Origin of the sequence: Methylobacterium sp. NPDC080182 (assembly GCF_050281105.1) — a bacterium.
Taxonomy (GTDB): Bacteria; Pseudomonadota; Alphaproteobacteria; order Rhizobiales; family Beijerinckiaceae; genus Methylobacterium.
The window spans coordinates 1-17,911 of record NZ_JBNNWO010000026.1 but is presented as its reverse complement, the minus strand read 5'-3'; the positions used below and the strand labels follow the sequence as shown (position 1 = coordinate 17,911).

Below are 17,911 nucleotides of genomic sequence, written 5' to 3'. Positions count from 1 at the left end.
TCAGGCCCCGGCCGCGCCGTGCAGCCGGACGGGCCGCCCGGCCCGCGCGCCGTCCTCGGCCGCCCGCGCCCGGCAATCCGCGATGGTCGCCCGCGCCGTGTCGATCGCGACGGACGCCGCCGACATGGTGCGGGTGTCCGGCTCCCGCTCGCGGGCGTAGCGGACGACGTCCATGGCCAGCGCGTCGACCTCGACGGTGAGCGCCTCGATCGCCGCCGGGTCGCGCAGCGCCCGGGCCTGCCCGGCGATCTCCAGGAGCCGGTCCAGGAGCTCGTCGATGCGCTCGCGGCGCAGGCTGGCGAGGCGCTGCCGGATCCAGGCCAGCACCGAGACGAGGCCGCCCACCAGCGCGCCGAGGAGGTAGAGCGTGTCGCCGTAGCGCTCGATGAAGCCGTGCTGGTCGCGCTCGTAATAGTCGATCGCCCCCGGATGGATCGGGATGCGGGCGCTGGTGGCCGCCACGGTCGTGTCGTAGGCCGGGGCCTGGACGTACTCGGCGGCGTCCGTCGCCAGGGCGGCGGCGCCGCGCTTCTCGAAGAGCTGCTGGGTCACGTCGGCCGCCACGACCCGGCTCAGGGAGGCCCGGGCCATCAGCCGGTACGAGGCGCCCACCGTCTTCACGTCGTCGGCCGGCAGCTTCGGGCGGCCGCCGAACAGGCCGCCCGGGACGGTGACCGCCTGGAGCCGCGGGAAGCGCTCGATCACCGCGCCGTCATCCTCCACGGCGACGAACGCCACCTTGCCGCCGCGGGCGACGCCCTGCACGGCCGAGACCAGGGCCAGCGCCTTCGGCGCCGAGGGCGCGATGATGCTGACGAAGGCGTCGATCCGCCTCTCGCGGAAGGCGCCGGCCACCGCCTCCTGGTCGACCGGGACCAGCAGGACCGTCGAGTCCCGGGCCGGGCCGGCGGCCTCCTCCAGGGTGAGCCCGTAATAGCCGAGGAGGTTCCGGAGCAGCCAGAGATCGGCGTCCCGGTGCGCCGCGATGCCGAGCCGCTTGCCGGCGAGCTTCGGGAAGCTCGTGATCCCGGCCTGCTCGGGCGAGGCGATGACCATCGCTTGGTCGCGCAGGATCGCCAGGGTGAGGCCGTTCGTCGGCAGCAGCACGTCGGGGCGGACCACCGCGAGGTCGGCGCGCCCGTCCTGCAGGGCGGCGGCGCTCTCGCGCACGTCGTCGAAGGACAGGATCTTCAGCCGGACATTCTCGTGCGCGGCCTCGAGCGCGTCCGCGTAGGCCTTGATCAGGCCGGGCTCGGTCCCGTCCCGGGGAGCGACCGCGATGGTGAGCACCGTCGCCTGGAGCAGGTACCACGCCGCGACCCCGCCCGCGCCCAGGAGGGCGGCCCCGGCCAGGAGCAGGGTCTCCCGGCGCAGGATCCAGGCGGGGAGGGTCCACATCGCCCCGGCCACTCAGAACAGCGAGATCAGCACGATGCCGCCGACCATCAGGGCGGCGCCGATCAGGCGCGGCGGGCCGGCCTTGACCCGCTTCATGCCGAACCAGCCGAAATGATCGAGCGCCACCGAGGTCAGGAGGTTGGCGGTGATGAGCAGGCCGTTGAAGGCGCCGGCCCCGACCTTGTCGACGAAGAGCAGTCCGGCGAAGACCGCGACCGCCCCGGTGAGGCCGGCGAGGGGCATCCACCAGCGGACGCCCGCGACGTCGTCGCGGGCCGGCAGCGGCGACGGCCGCAGCAGGAACATCAGCGCGAACACGAACACGACCGGCACGAACGACACCGTCGCGGCGAGCCAGGGATTCTCCAGGGCCCCGCGGAGCTGCGCGTTCCAGACCACGCCGATCGCCATCAGGGCGCCGGCCACGAGGATGAACGGGTAGAGCAGCTTGCCGCCGACCCCCGAGCCGCCGCCGTCGCTCTTGCCGCCCGAGCGCGCGATGAAGGTGACGCCCACCGCCATCAGCAGGCCGCCGAGCCAGGGCATCGGCTTGAAGCCCGCCGCCTGCAGGCCGAACAGGCCGAGCGCGTCCATCGCCAGGGAGGTGAGGATGTTGGCGGTGAGCGTCAGGCCGTTGAACGGCCCGGCGCCGACCTTGTCGATGAAGGCGAGCCCGCCGAACACCGCGACCGCGCCGGCGAGGCCTCCGAGGGGCGCGTACCAGGGCATCTTGCCCAGGGAGTCGAGGCTCGGCAGCGGCGTCGGCATCGTGAGGAACAGGGTCGTGAACACGAAGACGATCGGCAGGAACGACACCGTCGCGGCGAGCCACGGATTGACCATGCGGCCGCGCAGCTGCGCGTTCATGGCGTTGCCGATCGCCTGCAGCGCGCCCGCCACCAGGATGAAGGGATAGAGGAGGGCAGCCGTCACGCGCGCGGACCTTCGGGTTTGCGGGGAAGGGTCAGACGAGGAGCAGGCCGGCGAGCGCCAGCGCGAGGGCCGGCGGCATCACCAGCAGGCCGAGCTTGAGGAAGGTCCAGGCGCCGACATCCTGGCCCTCGCGGCGGATGGCGGTGAGCCAGAGGATCGTCGCGAGCGAACCGGTCACCGACAGGTTCGGCCCGAGATCGACGCCGATCAGGATCGCGCCCGCCACCTTCTCGGGCACGTGGGCGGTCTGGACGGCGGCGCCCGCGATCAGCCCGGCCGGCAGGTTGTTGACGAGGTTGCACAGCACCGCGACGAGGCCGCCCGCTCCCCAGGCGGTGGCCTCCGGGGCGGCGTGGGCGTAGCCCTTGAGGAGGTCCGCCAGCATCGCCAGGACGCCGGTCTTCTCCAGGGCCTCCACCAGGACGAACAGCCCGGCCACCAGCGGCAGCACGCTCCACGACACGTCCTTGGCCACCTCGACGAGGCCGCCGCGCTTGAGCAGCAGCACGACGATCGTGGTGGCGAGCCCGGCCACGAAGGTCGGCAGGCCGAGATCGAGGCCGAGCGCGGAAGCCGCGATCAGCACGCCGCCGGTCGCCACGATGCCGATCCCCGCCACGAGGCCGGTGCGGGAGAGCGGCTGTGCCTCGACGTCGGTGGCGACCTCCTGCCCGCGCAGGGTCTTCGCCTGTGTCAGCCGCAGCACCGCGTAGGTCGTCGCGATGGCCAGCAGCGAGGGCAGGGCGAACAGGCCGAGCCAGCGCACCAGCGGCGGCATGTGCTCGGCGAAGACCACGAGGTTGGCCGGGTTCGAGATCGGCAGCACGAAGCTCGCCGCGTTGGCGATGAAGGCGCAGATGAACAGGTAGGGGAGGGGGTTCTCCACCTTGGCGGCCTTGGTGGCCGCGTAGACGGCGGGTGTCAGCACCACCGCGCAGGCGTCGTTGGACAGGAACACCGTGACGACGGTGCCGACGAGGTACACGAGGGTGAACAGCCGGGTCGCCGAGCCCTTGGCGGCGCGCACGGCGATCGAGGCGAGCCAGTCGAACAGGCCCTCCTTCCGGGCCACCTCCGACATCAGCATCATGCCGACGAGGAACAGGTAGACGTCGGTCCCCTTCAGCACGCCGTCCCAGGCGGTGGCGGGGGCGAGCAGGCCGAGGGCCACGAGGGCGCCGGCCCCGAGCACGGCCCAGATCGCCTCCGGCCACGCGAACGGCCGCAGGATGACGCCGAGGGTCGCGAGGGCGGCGATCGTCCAGGTCGCGATGTTGGGGGTCAGCGTCAGCGCGCCCATCGGTTGCGGTGGTCCTCTGGTGGGGTGGATCGTGCGGCGCGGTGTGCCGCGATTCGGGCGGGACCGGCTACCAGTGCCGGCCGTTGCGGTTCGGCCCGAGCTGGTCGCCCCGGAGCCCCTTCTCGGGCCAGGCCGGCAGGCGGAACGCGTCGCTGCCGGGCCGCTCGTGCGCGGGCGGCGGCACGAAGCTCCGGTCCACGGGCTCGATCACCTCGGTGTCGGTGTGGCCGGTGCCGTCCGCGACCGTGACGGCGAGGCGGCGCGCGCCGTCCCGCCAGGGGATGCGGGCGTGGACCGTCCGGGGGCCGTCCGGCACCATCGGGTGGGCCGGGCCGCCATCGACGCGCAGGTGACAGCGCCACGTGTCCTGCGGCCGGTCCGACAGCACGAGGGCGCGCACCGAGACCGTGCCGTCGGCGGCGTCGAGGGGCGCCGTGGCGAGGCGCCGGTCGGCGGGGCTCGTGACCATCACGAAGGGCAGCGCCCGGTCGAGGGGCTTGAACCGCCAGCTCGCGACCGGCCCGTCGATCGCCGCGACCGCGTAGCCGACCGAGCCGTCCTCGTTCTGGCCGACCGAGCGGGCCGCGGCGTAGAGGGTGCGCCCGTCCGGGGCGAGCTCGTTGTAGTGGGTGTGGCCCATCTCGACGAGGCGGACGCCGTAGTGGCGGATCAGGCCGGCGAGCGCCGCCCGCTCGTCGGGCACGCAGAGGTCGTCCGGGTAGGTGTGGGCGAAGACCGCGCAGGGCTGGCCCTCCCGCTCGGCCCGGGCCAGCTCCTCGCCGAGCCACGCGAGCTGGTGGGGGCCGAGGCGGAAATCGAGGCCGAAGCCCTTCTGGCCGTAGCCGGGGCTGACCATGTCGAGGAACAGGCAGCGCACGCCCGCCCAGGTCTCGGCGAAGTAGTAGTGCGTCACGGAGACGGGGTCGCGCGGGCGCGGCAGGTCGTGGCGCCGCGCCGCGTGGCCGCCGCCGCGCGGGCTGCCCGCGACCGCGGCGAACAGGGCGTCGAAATCCGCCATCGTGCCGTGCTGGCGGTCGTGGTCGCCGGCGATCAGGCGCACCGGCAGGTCCGGGTGCCGGTCCAGGGCCTCGCGCAGGACCGCGTACTGCTCCGCCCGCCCGTCCTCGGCGAGGTCGCCGGGGATGTAGACGAAGTCGAGGAGACCGTGTCGGTGCAGCCCCGCCACCTCGGCGAGCATCGCCCGCAGGTCGGCGGCGTGGGGGTCGGAGCCCCGCTCGAGATGCAGGTCGCCGATATGCGCGAAGGCGAACACGCCGTGGCTCGCCGTCATGGCGCGCCCGCGCGCCGTCTGTGGTTTCCCTGAGCCATCGTGCCCCCCGGACAGGCCCGTCCGCCCCGGCCGGGAGATCGGCCGCGGTGGTCGCGACCGGCCCGACGTTTCGGAGCCGGCGGGGTTCCGGCCCGGGGGGGAGACGCGCGCCGGTGGGGCCCTACATTTTCGTGAGCGCGGGCCCGATCCGTGCCCTGCGCCGCGAAGTGTCGTGAAAACAGACACTCGCTGTCCTCTCAGCCGACAGATCCGGACGATGTCGGCCCAAGGTCAGCCCGGGGTCAGCCCGGGGTCAGCCAATGACTCCGCCGGCCGGCGGGCCTGTCGGCGCGCCTCAGTGCACGCGCCGGAACAGATCCGGCAGGTAGCGTTCCAGGGTCTCGTGTCCCTCGAACTGCACGTCCACGGTGGCGGCCGCGCCCCACGGGCGGTGGAGCCCCACGACCCGGCCGCGGGCATGGCGCCAGATCCCGAGGATCTCGGCGAGGTCGAGCCGGTCGAAGACCACCTCGTCGCCCGGGGCGAGGACCGGCGCGGCGACGCCGGACCAGGCCTCGGGGACCGGGCGGCGGGGCATCTCCGCGACCCGGGAAGGCTCATCCCCCGGATCGAGGATGGGGGAGAAGGTTTCGTTCGCGGAGTGCTCGCGGAAGAGCATGATCTTCACTAAGCCGTTGCGATGACTGGATAATCGCAGGTTCAATCCGATCCGACAAGGCTTGTTCCGGCGCTCCCCCCGCCGGACCGACCTGTATTCGGCGCCCGGTCCCCGCGACCGGACCGCCCGCGGGACCGCGCGCGGGGACGGAGCGGGGCCGGAGAGGAGCCCCGCGGGGACGCAGCATGCGCCTCTCCGGTTCAGGGGTATCGGGAGATCGTTCGTGTCGTCGAACGACGATCTTTGGAATTTCGGGGCGGGCCGCGCTGATCTAAACCTGACGCGAGACAATCATCCACGTGAGACGGCGCCTGTCGACTTGATGGATCGTGTCCGCATGCCTTCGGATGCGGAGCGAACCATCGCGGCCCGGCAGCCGGACTTGCCCCCGTCCATCCCGATCAGAGTTCCCGCCCGATGAAGTTCCTGCGTCTCCTCGCCGTCGCGGCGCTCAGCCTCGGGGCCCTTCCGGCCGGGCTCAGCCTCGGGGCCGTGCCGGCCGGGGCGGAGACCCTCCGGGTCGGCGTCGTGCCCGGGGCCTACGGCGACGCCGTCACGGTCGCGGCCCGGGAGGCCAAGGCCGAGGGCCTCGACGTCAAGGTGGTCGAGTTCAGCGACTGGACGACGCCCAACGTCGCCCTCGACGCCGGCGACATCGACGTGAACTTCTTCCAGCACCGCCCCTTCATGGAGAACGCCGCCAAGCAGAAGGGCTACGCGTTCGACATCGTCGGGCTCGGGATCCTGTCCAATATCGGCCTGTACTCCCTGAAGCATAAGAGCTTCGACCAGATCCCGGCGGGCGGCACGGTGGCGATCGCCAACGACCCGGTGAACCAGGGCCGCGGCCTGCTGCTCCTCCAGAAGGCCGGGCTGATCACGCTGAAGGACGGTGTCGGCTTCCTCGGCACCCTCGACGACATCGTCGAGAACCCGAAGACGCTGCGGTTCACCGAGGTCGAGGGGCCGCAGCTCGCGCGGATCACCGGCGACGTCGACCTCGCCCTGGGCTACCCGCACTTCATCGTGGCGGCCGGCAGTTTCGACCCGACCAGCGGATTGATCTATTCCGGTATCGAGGACCGGCGCTTCGCCGTGAGCTTCGTCACCAAGGCCGCCCGCAAGGAGGACCCCGTGATCCGGAAATTCGTGACGCTCTTCCAGAACTCGGAGGCCGTGAAACAGCAGATCCGCAAGTCCTTCGCCAACAGCGACAAGCTGTACCTGCTGGCTTGGCAGAACTGATGGTCGGCCTGATCTTCGACAGCCTGCGCGATCCGGGCACGCCGGCCGCGGCCGGGCGGACGGGCCCGGGCGCCGCGACCGCCGCCCGGGCCCCGGCCGCCGCGCCCGGCAGCGAGGCCGGCCGGGAGACCGGAACGGTGCGGTTCGAGTCCGTCTCGAAGACCTACCGCTCGGCCGCCGGACCGGTGCAGGCGCTCGACCGGGTGGACCTCGCGATCCCCGCCGGGGCGATCTTCGGCATCATCGGCCGCTCGGGGGCGGGCAAGTCGAGCCTCCTGCGCACGGTCAACCGGCTGGAGGCGCCGAGTTCGGGCCGGGTCCTGGTCGACGGCGCCCCGATCGACGCCCTCGACACCGACGGGCTCGTCGCCCTGCGCCGGCGCATCGGCATGATCTTCCAGCACTTCAACCTGCTGGCGGCCAAGACCGTCCGGCAGAACGTGGCGCTGCCGCTCACGGTCGCGGGCGTCCCGCGGCACGCGATCGGCCCGCGGGTCGCGGAGGCCCTGCGCCTCGTCGGCCTGGAGGACAAGGCCGACACCTACCCGTCGCGGCTCTCCGGGGGCCAGAAGCAGCGGGTCGGCATCGCCCGGGCGCTCGTGAGCGATCCGGAGATCCTGCTCTGCGACGAGGCGACCTCCGCCCTCGACCCGGAGACGACGCTGGCGATCCTCGACCTGCTGCGCGACATCAACCGGCGGCTCGGGATCACCATCATCCTGATCACCCACGAGATGAGCGTGATCCGCGAGATCTGCAGCGACGTGGTGGTCCTGGAGGGCGGCCGGGTCGTCGAGACCGGGCCGGTCTGGCGCGTGTTCGGGGCGCCCGAGCACCCGACCACCCGGGCGCTGCTCGAACCCCTGACCCGCGGCCTGCCGCCGGATCTGGCGGCCCGGCTGCAGCCGCGGCCCGCGCCGGGCGGCTGGGCGATCCTGCGGATCACCTGCTCGGGCCGGGCCGCGCCCGACCTCTCGGGCCTCGCGGGGGCCGGGGCGCCGGTGCGCCTGCTCCAGGCGGGCATCGAGCGGATCCAGGGCCACGCGGTCGGCCGGATGCTGGTGGCCGTCCCGGCCGAGGATCCGGGCGCGGAGGCGCGGCTGCGGACGCTCGGCGGCGACGTGGAGCGGGTCGGCTACGTCCCCGCCGACCCGGCGGAGGGGTGAGACGATGCGGGACCGCTCCTCCCCCGATACCCCGACCGCTGCACCGCCGCCCCTGCACCCCGAACCCGGAGGCCCGCCATGTCGCCGCAGATGATCGAACGCCTCTGGCAGGCCTTCCTCGACACCGCGCTCATGGTCGGAGTCTCGGCCGGGATCGCCGTGGTCGCCGGCATTCCCCTGGCGCTGTTCCTCGTCACCTCCGGGCCCGGCGGCATCTTCGCGGCGCCGACGGCCCACCGGGTGGTCGGGACCGTGGTCAACGGCTTCCGGGCCGTGCCCTTCATCGTGCTGCTGGTGGCGCTGATCCCGTTCACCCGGCTGGTGGCCGGCACCACGATCGGCGTCTGGGCGGCGATCGTGCCGCTCTCGGTGAGCGCGACCCCGTTCTTCGCCCGGATCGCCGAGGTCTCGCTGCGGGAGGTGGATGCGGGCCTGATCGAGGCCGCCCAGTCCATCGGCTGCCGGCGCCGGCACATCCTCGCCCACGTGCTCCTGCCCGAGGCGCTGCCGGGCATCGTGGCCGGCTTCACCATCACGGTGGTGGCGATGATCGGCGCCTCCGCGATGGCCGGCGCGGTGGGCGCGGGCGGGCTCGGGGACGTCGCCATCCGGTACGGCTACCAGCGCTTCGACACCACCGTGATGGTGGTGGTGATCGCGATCCTGATCGCCCTCGTGTGCGCGGTCCAGTTCGCGGGCGACACCGCGGTGCGGCGGCTCCGGGCCCGCTGAGCGAAACCGTCCGATCTGGGCGATCCGACCGGGAGCCTGCAGCCATGGATCGTCCCCGGTCGACGACCTCGACATCGCCGTCCGCGCGCGCGGAGCGAAGCGATCCAGGCAGCGCCGCGTCTTCCGACCGCGCGCGGCCCCGGGGCGCTTCGCAGCGCTCGCGATGACGGCGGGACGTCCCAACCCGAGCGGTCAACCGGAAACCGTATGAGCCTGCACCTGGACGATCCCGTCACCGACCCGGTCGAAGATCGGCTGCCGCCGCCGCCGCCGGCGCCGCCGCACCGGATCCGCTCGGACGCCGAGGCGATCGCGGCCGCGCGGGCCGTGGCCCGGATCTTCGCGGCGGGCGCGGCCGAGCGCGACCGCGACCGGCGCCTGCCCTGGGCGGAGATCGCGGCCTTCACGGAGAGCGGGCTCGGCGGCATCACGGTGCCGCGCGAACACGGCGGCGCCGGGGTCTCGCACGCGACGCTCGCGGAGGTCTTCGCGATCCTCGCCGCCGCCGACGGCTCGGCGGCGCAGATCCCCCAGAACCAGTTCGGCGTCCTGGCGCTGGTCGCGGCCGCCGCCAGCCCCGCCCAGCAGGCGCGGATCTACCGGGACGTGCTCGCCGGCCACCGGATCGGCAATGCCGGCCCCGCCCGCAACGGCAAGGCGATCACCGGCGTGGACACGCGGCTGACCGCCGGGCCGGAGGGCCCGCGGCTCAGCGGCACGCGCTTCTACTCCACGGGCGCGCTCTTCGCCCACTGGATCCCGACGCGCGCGGTCGGCCCCGACGGCGGGCCGCTCCTGGTCTTCGTGCGCCGGGACGCCCCCGGCGTGCGGGTGGTGGACGACTGGCAGGGCTTCGGCCAGCGCACCACGGCGAGCGGCAGCGTGATCTTCGCGCAGGCCCCGGTCGAGGCGGAGCTGACGATCGACCTCGCGCCCCTCGCCGGGCGCCCGGGCCTGTTCGGGCCGGTCTCGCAGCTGATCCACGCGGCGATCGACGCCGGGCTCGCCCGGGGCGCGGCCGCCGCCGCCCTCGACTTCCTGCGCACCCGGACCCGGCCCTATCCCTTCACCGCCGAGACCGTCGCGGAGGATCCCCACATCCTCGGCGAGGTCGGGCGGCTCACCGTCGACCTGCACGCCGCCGAGGAGGTCCTGGCCCGGGCCGGACGGGCGCTCGACCGGATCGCCGCGGCCCCCGTCACCGCTGAGAGCGCGGCCGAGGCTTCGGTGGCGGTGGCGCAGGCCAAGATCCTCACCACCGAGGCGGCCCTGGAGGCCTCCGAGCGGCTGCTCGAGCTCGCCGGCGCCTCGGCGACCCGCGACGGGTACAATCTCGGCCGGTACTGGCGCGACGCCCGGGTCCACACCCTGCACGACCCCGTGCGGTGGAAGTACCATCTCCTCGGGAACCACGCCCTGAACGGCGTGCTGCCCGCCCGGCACCAGTGGAACTGAGGACCGGGCGATGCCGCTCCAGCCCCACGAGACCGCCTTCACGCAGGCACCCGCGCCGCCGCGCCCGGTGCCGGTCCTTCCGGACGCCGCCGCGGCGCTCGCCGTCGCCGAGCGGCTGGCGGAGGCCTTCGCCGAGGCCGCCGCCGAGCGCGACCTGGAGCGCCGCCTGCCGGTCGCCGAGATCGCGCGCTTCACCGAATCCGGCCTCTGGGCGATCACGGTGCCGAGGGAATACGGCGGCCCCGGCCTCGACAGCGCCACGGTCGCCCAGGTGATCGCCCGGATCGCCGCGGCTGACGGCTCCCTCGGCCAGATCCCGCAGAACCATTTCTACGCCCTGGAGGTGCTCCGCAACGGCGGCACCGAGGCCCAGAAGCGCGCCCTCTACGGCCGCGTCCTGGCGGGCGAGCGCTTCGGCAACGCGCTCGCCGAGACCGGCGCGCGCGACCACACCCGCCGCCCCCGCCTCGTGCGCGACCCGGCCGGCTGGACTGTCGAGGGCCGCAAAGACTACTGCACCGGCTCGCTCTACGCCCACCGCATCCCCACCTTGGCCAATGCCGAGGAGGACGGCCGGGCGGTCGCCTACCTCGTCTTCGTCCCCCGGGACGCGCCGGGCGTGACCCTGGTCGACGACTGGGACGGGTTCGGGCAGCGGCTCACCGGCTCGGGCTCGGTCCTGTTCGACCGCGTCGCCGTGGAGCCCGACTGGGTGGTGCCGTTCCAGGCCTCGCTGGAGCGGCCCACCGCCCTCGGCCCCTTCGCGCAGATCCTGCACGCCGGGATCGATCTCGGCATCGGCGCGGGCGCCTTCGCGGCGACGCTGCCCTTCGTGCGCGACCGCGCCCGGCCGTGGATCGATTCCGGGGTCGCGCGGGCGAGCGAGGATCCCCTGACCCTCCACGCGCTGGGCGACGTCCAGGTGCGCCTCGCGGCGGCCGACGCCCTGCTGGCGCGGGCCGGCCGCTTCGTCGACGCCGCGCAGGAAGCCCCCGACGCCGACAGCGTCGCGGCGGCCTCCGTGGCGGTGGCGGAGGCCCGGGCGGCGAGCCACCGGGCCGGGCTGCTCGCCGCCAACAAGCTCCTCGAACTCGGCGGCACCTCCGCCACCGACCGGGCCGAGGCGCTCGACCGTTACTGGCGCAACGTCCGCACCCACACCCTGCACGATCCGGTGCGCTGGAAGTACCACTGGATCGGCGCCTACCACCTCGACGGCCGGCAGCCGCCCCGGCACGGAGCGCTCTGATGGCCGCCGCGACGAAGCAGATCCTGCTGAACGCCTTCAACATGACCTGCGCGGGCCACATCAACCACGGGCTCTGGACTCACCCGCGCGACCGCTCGGCCGATTACAACACGCTGTCCTACTGGACCGAGCAGGCGAGGCTCCTGGAGCGCGGCCTGTTCGACGGCCTGTTCATCGCCGACATCATCGGCGTCTACGACGTCTACGGCGGCGGCATCGACGTGACCGCCCGGGAGGCCGTGCAGCTCCCGGTCAACGACCCGACCGTGATGATCTCCGCCATGGCGGCGGTGACCGAGCATCTCGGCTTCGGGGTGACGATCAACGTCCACCAGGAGGCGCCCTACACCTTCGCCCGGCGCCTCTCGACCCTCGACCACCTGACGGGCGGCCGGATCGGCTGGAACGTCGTCACCGGCTACCTCGACAGCGCCCACCGCGCCCAGAGCGGCGGCGCGTTGCCGGCGCACGACCGGCGCTACGACTACGCCGACGAGTATCTGGAGGTGCTCTACCGGCTCTGGGAGGGCAGCTGGGACGACGCGGCCGTGCGCCGCGACCGGGCGGGCCGGGTGTTCAGCGATCCCGCCCATATCCGCAAGGTCGTCCACCGGGGCGAGTTCTTCGCGGTCGAGGGCTACCACCTGTCGGAGCCGTCGCGCCAGCGCACGCCGGTGCTCTACCAGGCCGGCGCCTCGGGCCGCGGCCGCGCCTTCGCGGGCCGCCACGCCGAGTGCGTGTTCATCTCGGCCCGCGACCCGGCCGCCGCCCGCGAATCCGTCCGCGCCATCCGGGCCGAGGCGGTCGCGGCCGGCCGGGAACCCGACGACGTGAAGGTGTTCGTCGGCCTCGCGGTGATCCCCGGGCGGACCAGGGCGGAGGCCGAGGCCAAGCGGGACGAGTACCTGTCCTACGCGAGCCCGGAGGCGGGCCTCGCGCATTTCTCCGCCTCCACGGGGATCGACTTCGCCCGCTACGGCCTCGACGAGCCGATCCCCTACGCGCCGGGCAACGCCATCCAGTCGGCCACCGCGGCGGCGGCCAGGCGCGGGCTGACGAAGCGCGACCTCCTCGCCGAATTGCAGCTCGGCGGCCGCTACGCGGTCCTCACCGGCGACGCCGTGACGATCGCCGACGAACTCCAGGCCTGGATCACGGAGGGCGAGGTCGACGGGTTCAACCTCAGCCGGATCGTCGTGCCGGAGAGTTTCTCGGACTTCATCGACCTCGTGATCCCGGAACTGCAGGATCGCGGCCTCTACAAGACCGCCTACGCCGAGGGCTCGCTGCGGGCGAAGCTGTTCGGCCAGGGGGACCGGCTGCCCGCGCGCCACCCGGCCGAGGCCTATCGCGGCGCGCCTCGGCGGCCCTGATCAGCGACCTTGATCAGCGCCCCTGGGACTCGCCGCTCTCGGAGCCGAACCAGCGACCGTAGATCTCGTCGTAGCGGCCGTCCTCGCGCAGGCCCAGCAGGGCCTGGTTGACGCGCTTGCGCCGGGGGTCGTTGGCCGGGAACAGGATGCCGTAGGATTGCCGGTTGAACGCGGTGCCGACCAGGCGCAGGGCCTCGTGGCCGGGCCGGGTCGCGTAGTAGCTGAGCGCGGGGGCATCGTAGACCACTGCCGCGACCGTGCCGGCCTGCAGCGCCGCGCAGGCCTCCTCCAGGGTCGCGAAGCCCACCGGCGTGGCGAAATGGTCCGCCAGGTAGGCGACCGAGGTGGTGTTGGCGACCGTGCCCACCCGCTTGCCCGGCAGGTCCTGCGGGCCGTTGATCGCGCCGCGCAGGCGCTCCACGGTCGCCGTGCTGGTCAGGCCCGCGGTGAACCACGCCACCAGGGCGATGCAGGTGAACAGCCAGAGCACCGTGACGGCCCGCGCCAGCGGGCTGCGCGGCATCTCCTCCGCCTGGGCGGCGAGGCTGCTCAGGGCCCACCAGACGACGTGGGCGAAGCCGCGCGCCGGTCCCGAGCGCGCCGCCATGCCGCCGGGGTGGCGCCGCTCGAGCCACCAGACCAGGGCCGCCACCGCCAGGATCAGGGCGGCGAGCCCCAGCAGGACCTGCAGGAAGGCGGCGTCGCTCAGGAGCGCCCGGAGAGCCCGCGCGGTGGCCGAGCCGGTCGCGTCCGGCTCCGCCCGGACGGCGATGCGCAGGCCGGTCTCCAGCATCGTGACGGAGAAGTCGAAACGCCGCTCGCGCTCCGCGGTGATCGACACCGCCGCGATGGCGAGGTCCGCGCGCCCGTCCGAGGCCGCCGCGAACAGCGCCGGCAGGTCGTCGACGCGCACGTACGCCGTCCGGACGCCGAGATCCCGCGCGAGGGCGTTCCAGAGATCGATGCTGAACCCGCGCAGCCGGCCGTCCTCGTCCATGACCAGGGGCGGCACTGGATGCGTCGCGACCCGCCACGTCTCGGGCTCGCCGGTGCGGAGGGCGGGCGCCGCCTCCCGGGTTTCGGCCTGGACGGGGCCCGGGGCGAGCGGCGCGGCGGCCGCGCAGCACAGGGAGAGGCACAGGCAGAGGGACAGGACGCCCGCGGCGCCGGCGCGCCGCCGGCCGGCGGACCGGCGCGGCACGTCAGAGGCTCTCGATCCAGTTGCGCAGGACGGCGCCGGGCGCGGGTTCGGGGCCGGTCTCCAAGCGCTGGGACGCGTCGCTCGGGATGAAGCCGAACCGGCGCTTGAACGCCCGCCGGAAGGTCCGCTCGTCCGAGAAGCCGACCGCGAAGGCGACCTGCGAGATGCGCAGGGGTCTGGGGGCATCGTCGCGCACGAGCATCCGCATCGCCGCCATGAGGCGGCGGTCGCGGATATACGCCACGATGCCGTTGGGGGCGAACAGCCGGTACAGGGTCGAGCGCGACAGGCCGAGCCGGGTCGCGATCAGGGCGGGCGTCAGCTTCGGGTTGCCGAGTTCCGCCTCGACGAGGCGGCGGACCCGGATCCGGATGTCCTGGTGCTGGGAGGGGCGCCCCTCCTCCTGCCCGCGCAGCCAGCTGGCGCAGAGCTGGGTGATCGCCGCCGAGGCCGCCAGGGCCTCGCGGCGGTCGAGGAGGTCGCCGCAGGCGACGACGTTGGCGACGAAATTATGGACCAGCCGCCCGAACGGGTCGCCGTCGTGGTCGAGGGGGCGCCCGTGCAGGGCGTCGGGGTGGCAGCCCTGCTTCTCCAGCAGGGCGCGGGGGATCACGACGTTCGTGGCGTCGACCGCGCCCGCCACGATGCGCACGGGCTGGGCGAGGTCGAAGACGATGCACTGCACCTCGTTCACGGGGCCGGTGCCCTGATCGGTCTCCACGCGGCTCTGCCCCCGCCGGTAGAATTGCAGCAGGATGTGGTCGAGGCCCTGCTGGCCGATCATCTCCCGCGTCCGCACGAGGGTGTGGGCCGGCGCCACCACGTCGCCGACCAGCAGGTCGCCGAGATGGTAGCTGCGCATCGCGATCGGGACGGTCAGGTCGGTCTCCGGGCGGAAGCTCACGTCGAAGATGGGCGCGAGATGGTCCTGCCACGCCCGCCCCAGCGCCGCGGGATCCCCGGGCGGCTCGAACCGCAGGCAGGCGACCTCGCCGCCCGGAGCCTCGCCCCCGGCCGGCGCCGCGTCCGGGTCCTGGTTTCTCTCCTCGGAAGACATACGTAGAGCCTGACACCTGCTGTTCGCGCGACCGATGAAGAACGAGGGCCTGCCCCAAGGTGACGCGTGGCAACGCGGTCCGGTCGTCCCGCACGTTAGCCGCGCCCACCCGGACAGTCTTCCTGTCTCCCGCCGACCCGGGCGGCTGTACACTGTCGTTTGCCGGGGCGAAGTGCGATTCGACGCGGGCGCCGCCCGACCGGACCGCCCCCGGTGCAACGTCCGATCAACGTGACCCGCGAGCCGGCGGTGTGGTTCCATCCGTCCCAGAAAGGGGGATCCCCGTTTCAGGACGTCGCGCGCGGCGCCGGGTGTGGCCGCGATGTGATAGTCCGTTAAAGCCGCATTTTCTAATCCCCGTGCAAAGCTTGCGGCAGGCATGACGGGGGTCAGTCCAGTGGTCCAACAGTATAGCGACGTAGAGCGCGTGACCGGATCCTGTGATCCGAGCCGGGGCGCGGGCGTCGGAACCCGGCGTCGCGGCCCCGTACGGCTCGGATTGCTGGTCGGCAGCTCGCTCGCGACGCTCGCGCTGGCTCTGGGACCTGTGGCGGCGCAGACCGTGCCGGCGCGCTCGCCCTCGACACTGGGACTGACCAAGCAGGATTTTGAAACACGCGAGTACTGGAATGACTGGGGCCTCGGGGCGATCAACGCCTCGACTGCGTATGCTCGCGGGTTCACCGGGCTTGGGGTTTTAGTCGCCGTCATCGACACCGGTATAGATGCGACACATCCGGAATTCAGGAATTTGACGAATCCAGGCGGTTCGCGAATCTCGCCTGCCTCAGCCGATTTCTACGAGTGGTATCCGCAAACGCCTACTCCATTCACTATGCCCTCCGTCGTGGACAGAGACGGCCATGGTACCCACGTCGCCGGAACCATCGCCGCAGCACGCGACGGCGATCCCGCGGGCATGATGGGCGTCGCCTTCGAGAGCAGAATTCTTGCCTTGCGCGCTATCGTTGGAACTGATGACAGTCAAACATACAATCGGCCGAGGATGCAGCTGGGCGGAGACACCGCAGCTGCAATCGAATATGCAGCACAGAACGGCGCCCGCATCATAAACGGCAGCTATGGGTACTCTTTTAAAGACTCAAATTTATATCAGAAGTACAGCTACGAAGCTATGAGCGCGGAGCACCAAGCATTAAAGGAAGCTTCGAGCAGAGATGTGTTATCTATTTTCGCAGCAGGGAACAATCACGTCAGCGGAAACCTATACAATTGGGCAAACGCTTCAAGTGCATCTTTAATTCCCTACATCCGTCCAGAGAATGCCAATTCCGGCGTTTATCGCTTGTACGATATCAATGGTATCGAGCAAAAACAGGTCGATTTCTCCGATGTTTCGGGATATATCGTCGCCGTTGTAAATGTTGATGAATACAATAGGCCAAATTGGTCGAGCAACTTGTGCGGAGCCGCAGCAGCTTGGTGCATTTCTGCGCCTGGGACAAATATTTATTCTACTTGGCCGCTAAATATGGCCCCAGCCGATCAGATGACGGCCGGCTATTACTCGATCAGCGGTACGTCGATGGCCGCGCCGCACGTAGCGGGTGCCGCCGCTGTCCTGCGTCAGGCGTTCCCGTTCCTGACGGCGCCGCAGATCGCCCAGACCATGTTCACCACCGCCACCCATCTCGGTGACGGTCCGGCCAACGCCCCGAACGCCACCTTCGGCTGGGGCCTGCTCAACCTCGGCAAGGCCATCGACGGCCCGGGCCAGTTCACCTCCGACTGGACGGTCAACACCACTTACAACGGACAGGCCTATTACGGCCGCTTCGCCAACGCCATCTCCGGCGTCGGCGGCCTGACCAAGGTCGGGCTCGGCACCCTCGAACTCGCCGGCACCAACACCTATGCCGGACCGACCACCGTCGCCGGCGGCACCCTGTTCCTGTCCGCCAGCGGCAGCCTGACCTCACCGGTCTCCGTCCAGAGTGCGGGCACCTATCTCAATGCCGGCTGGACCCAGGGCAGCGTCAGCAATGCCGGCCTCCTGATCAACACCGGCACCATCTCTGGAGGTGCGACCAATGCCGGCACGGCGCTCAGCAGCGGCGTGATCGCCGGCGGCGTGGCCAACAGCGGCACGCTGTCCAACAGCGGCACCGTCGCGGGCGGCCTGACCAACACCGGCACGGCCCTCAACACCGGCACCATCGGCGGCGGCGCGGCCAACAGCGGCAGCCTGGTCAACGCCGGCACCCTCGCGGGCGGACTAAGCAACACCGGCACCGCCCTCAACACCGGCGCCATCGGCGGTGGCGTCATCAGCAGCGGCATCCTGAGCAACAGCGGCGCCATCGGCGGCGGCGTCGCCAACACCGGCCTCCTCGCCACCAGCGGCACGATCAGCGGCGGCCTGACCAATGCCGGCACCGTGCTCGCCAGCGCTGGCCGCATCGACGGCGCCATCGCCAACAATGCCGGCCTGCTCGCCGTCGCCGGATCCGTGGCCGGCACCGGCCCCTTCGCCAACGCCGCCGGCGCGACGCTCGCCGTCACGGGCGGCGGCAGCTACAGCCTCGCCGGCCCCCTCGCCAATGCCGGCCTCGTCGCCGTCGCCCAGAGCGCCAGCCTCACCGCCTCCGGCGGCCTCAGCAACGCCGGCCTCGTCGCCAGCGACGGTACCCTCACCGCCGACCTGACCAACACCGGCGTCGCCCGCCTGTCCGGGCAGTTCAACGGCACGCTCACCAACACCGGCCTCGTGCAGATCACCGGCCCGCTCGCCGGGCTCACCGGCCTGACCAACACCGGCGCCCTCGACCTCGGCGGCACCGCCCTCACGCTCACCGACCTCGCCGGCCCGGCCTCCGCCGTCCTGGGCAACGG

14 protein-coding genes are annotated in these 17,911 nt (G+C 72.4%); 7 read left to right on the top strand and 7 right to left on the bottom strand.

Annotation, left to right across the window (positions count from 1 at the left end; all coding sequences use genetic code 11):
* The 5 genes from ACQKQD_RS30210 to ACQKQD_RS30190 form a co-directional block, all read right to left on the bottom strand.
* Positions 1–1,398: a TAXI family TRAP transporter solute-binding subunit gene (locus ACQKQD_RS30210; RefSeq protein WP_091928591.1), complete on the bottom strand. Its 1,398-nt coding sequence runs from the start codon at positions 1,396–1,398 to the stop codon at positions 1–3.
* 12 nt (positions 1,399–1,410) lie between these two features.
* Positions 1,411–2,331 carry a DMT family transporter gene (locus ACQKQD_RS30205; protein ID WP_427510450.1) on the bottom strand — a complete coding sequence of 307 codons (921 nt, stop codon included), beginning with the start codon at positions 2,329–2,331 and terminating at the stop codon, positions 1,411–1,413.
* Between the two features lie 31 nt (positions 2,332–2,362).
* Positions 2,363–3,631 (bottom strand): arsenic transporter, encoded by a 1,269-nt coding sequence (locus ACQKQD_RS30200; protein WP_427510449.1) that lies wholly within the window; start codon positions 3,629–3,631, stop codon positions 2,363–2,365.
* 67 nt (positions 3,632–3,698) lie between these two features.
* The gene (locus ACQKQD_RS30195; RefSeq protein ID WP_427510447.1) at positions 3,699–4,922 is read right to left on the bottom strand and encodes a metallophosphoesterase family protein; all 1,224 of its coding nucleotides are present in this window, start codon (positions 4,920–4,922) and stop codon (positions 3,699–3,701) included.
* A 334-nt stretch (positions 4,923–5,256) separates the two neighbouring features.
* Complete coding sequence (locus tag ACQKQD_RS30190; RefSeq protein WP_427510446.1) at positions 5,257–5,499, bottom strand: hypothetical protein; 243 nt, start codon at positions 5,497–5,499, stop codon at positions 5,257–5,259.
* A 498-nt stretch (positions 5,500–5,997) separates the two neighbouring features.
* Between ACQKQD_RS30190 and ACQKQD_RS30185 the strand changes: the two genes are divergently transcribed.
* The 6 genes from ACQKQD_RS30185 to ACQKQD_RS30160 all read left to right on the top strand — a co-directional run bounded on the left by ACQKQD_RS30185 (position 5,998) and on the right by ACQKQD_RS30160 (position 12,800).
* On the top strand, positions 5,998–6,825 hold the full coding sequence (locus ACQKQD_RS30185) for a MetQ/NlpA family ABC transporter substrate-binding protein (RefSeq protein WP_427510445.1): 828 nt from the start codon (positions 5,998–6,000) through the stop codon (positions 6,823–6,825).
* On the top strand, positions 6,825–7,991 hold the full coding sequence (locus ACQKQD_RS30180) for an ATP-binding cassette domain-containing protein (RefSeq protein WP_132369236.1): 1,167 nt from the start codon (positions 6,825–6,827) through the stop codon (positions 7,989–7,991). The genes ACQKQD_RS30185 and ACQKQD_RS30180 overlap by 1 nt, the downstream gene beginning before the upstream one ends.
* Positions 7,992–8,069: 78 nt before the next feature.
* The gene (locus tag ACQKQD_RS30175) at positions 8,070–8,723 is read left to right on the top strand and encodes a methionine ABC transporter permease (protein WP_020096012.1); all 654 of its coding nucleotides are present in this window, start codon (positions 8,070–8,072) and stop codon (positions 8,721–8,723) included.
* 207 nt (positions 8,724–8,930) lie between these two features.
* Positions 8,931–10,178, top strand: coding sequence for an SfnB family sulfur acquisition oxidoreductase (locus ACQKQD_RS30170; RefSeq protein WP_427510444.1), 1,248 nt, complete (start codon positions 8,931–8,933; stop codon positions 10,176–10,178).
* A gap of 10 nt (positions 10,179–10,188) precedes the next feature.
* Positions 10,189–11,427, top strand: coding sequence for an SfnB family sulfur acquisition oxidoreductase (locus tag ACQKQD_RS30165; protein WP_427510443.1), 1,239 nt, complete (start codon positions 10,189–10,191; stop codon positions 11,425–11,427).
* A complete protein-coding gene (locus ACQKQD_RS30160; protein ID WP_427510442.1) occupies positions 11,427–12,800 on the top strand; it encodes an LLM class flavin-dependent oxidoreductase in 1,374 nt (457 codons plus the stop codon). Before ACQKQD_RS30165 ends, ACQKQD_RS30160 begins: the two co-directional genes overlap by 1 nt.
* A 13-nt stretch (positions 12,801–12,813) precedes the next feature.
* On the opposite strand, the gene ACQKQD_RS30155 is transcribed toward ACQKQD_RS30160, so the two are convergent.
* Positions 12,814–14,001 (bottom strand): transporter substrate-binding domain-containing protein, encoded by a 1,188-nt coding sequence (locus ACQKQD_RS30155; protein ID WP_427510441.1) that lies wholly within the window; start codon positions 13,999–14,001, stop codon positions 12,814–12,816.
* Between the two features lies 1 nt (position 14,002).
* Entirely contained in the window at positions 14,003–15,058 is a 1,056-nt protein-coding gene (locus tag ACQKQD_RS30150) for a helix-turn-helix domain-containing protein (RefSeq protein WP_427510440.1), read from the bottom strand.
* Between the two features lie 379 nt (positions 15,059–15,437).
* On the opposite strand from ACQKQD_RS30150, the gene ACQKQD_RS30145 reads away from it, so the two are divergent.
* Positions 15,438–17,911, top strand: a 2,474-nt coding sequence (locus ACQKQD_RS30145) for a S8 family serine peptidase (protein ID WP_427510439.1), incomplete at its 3' end; no start/stop codon positions are given.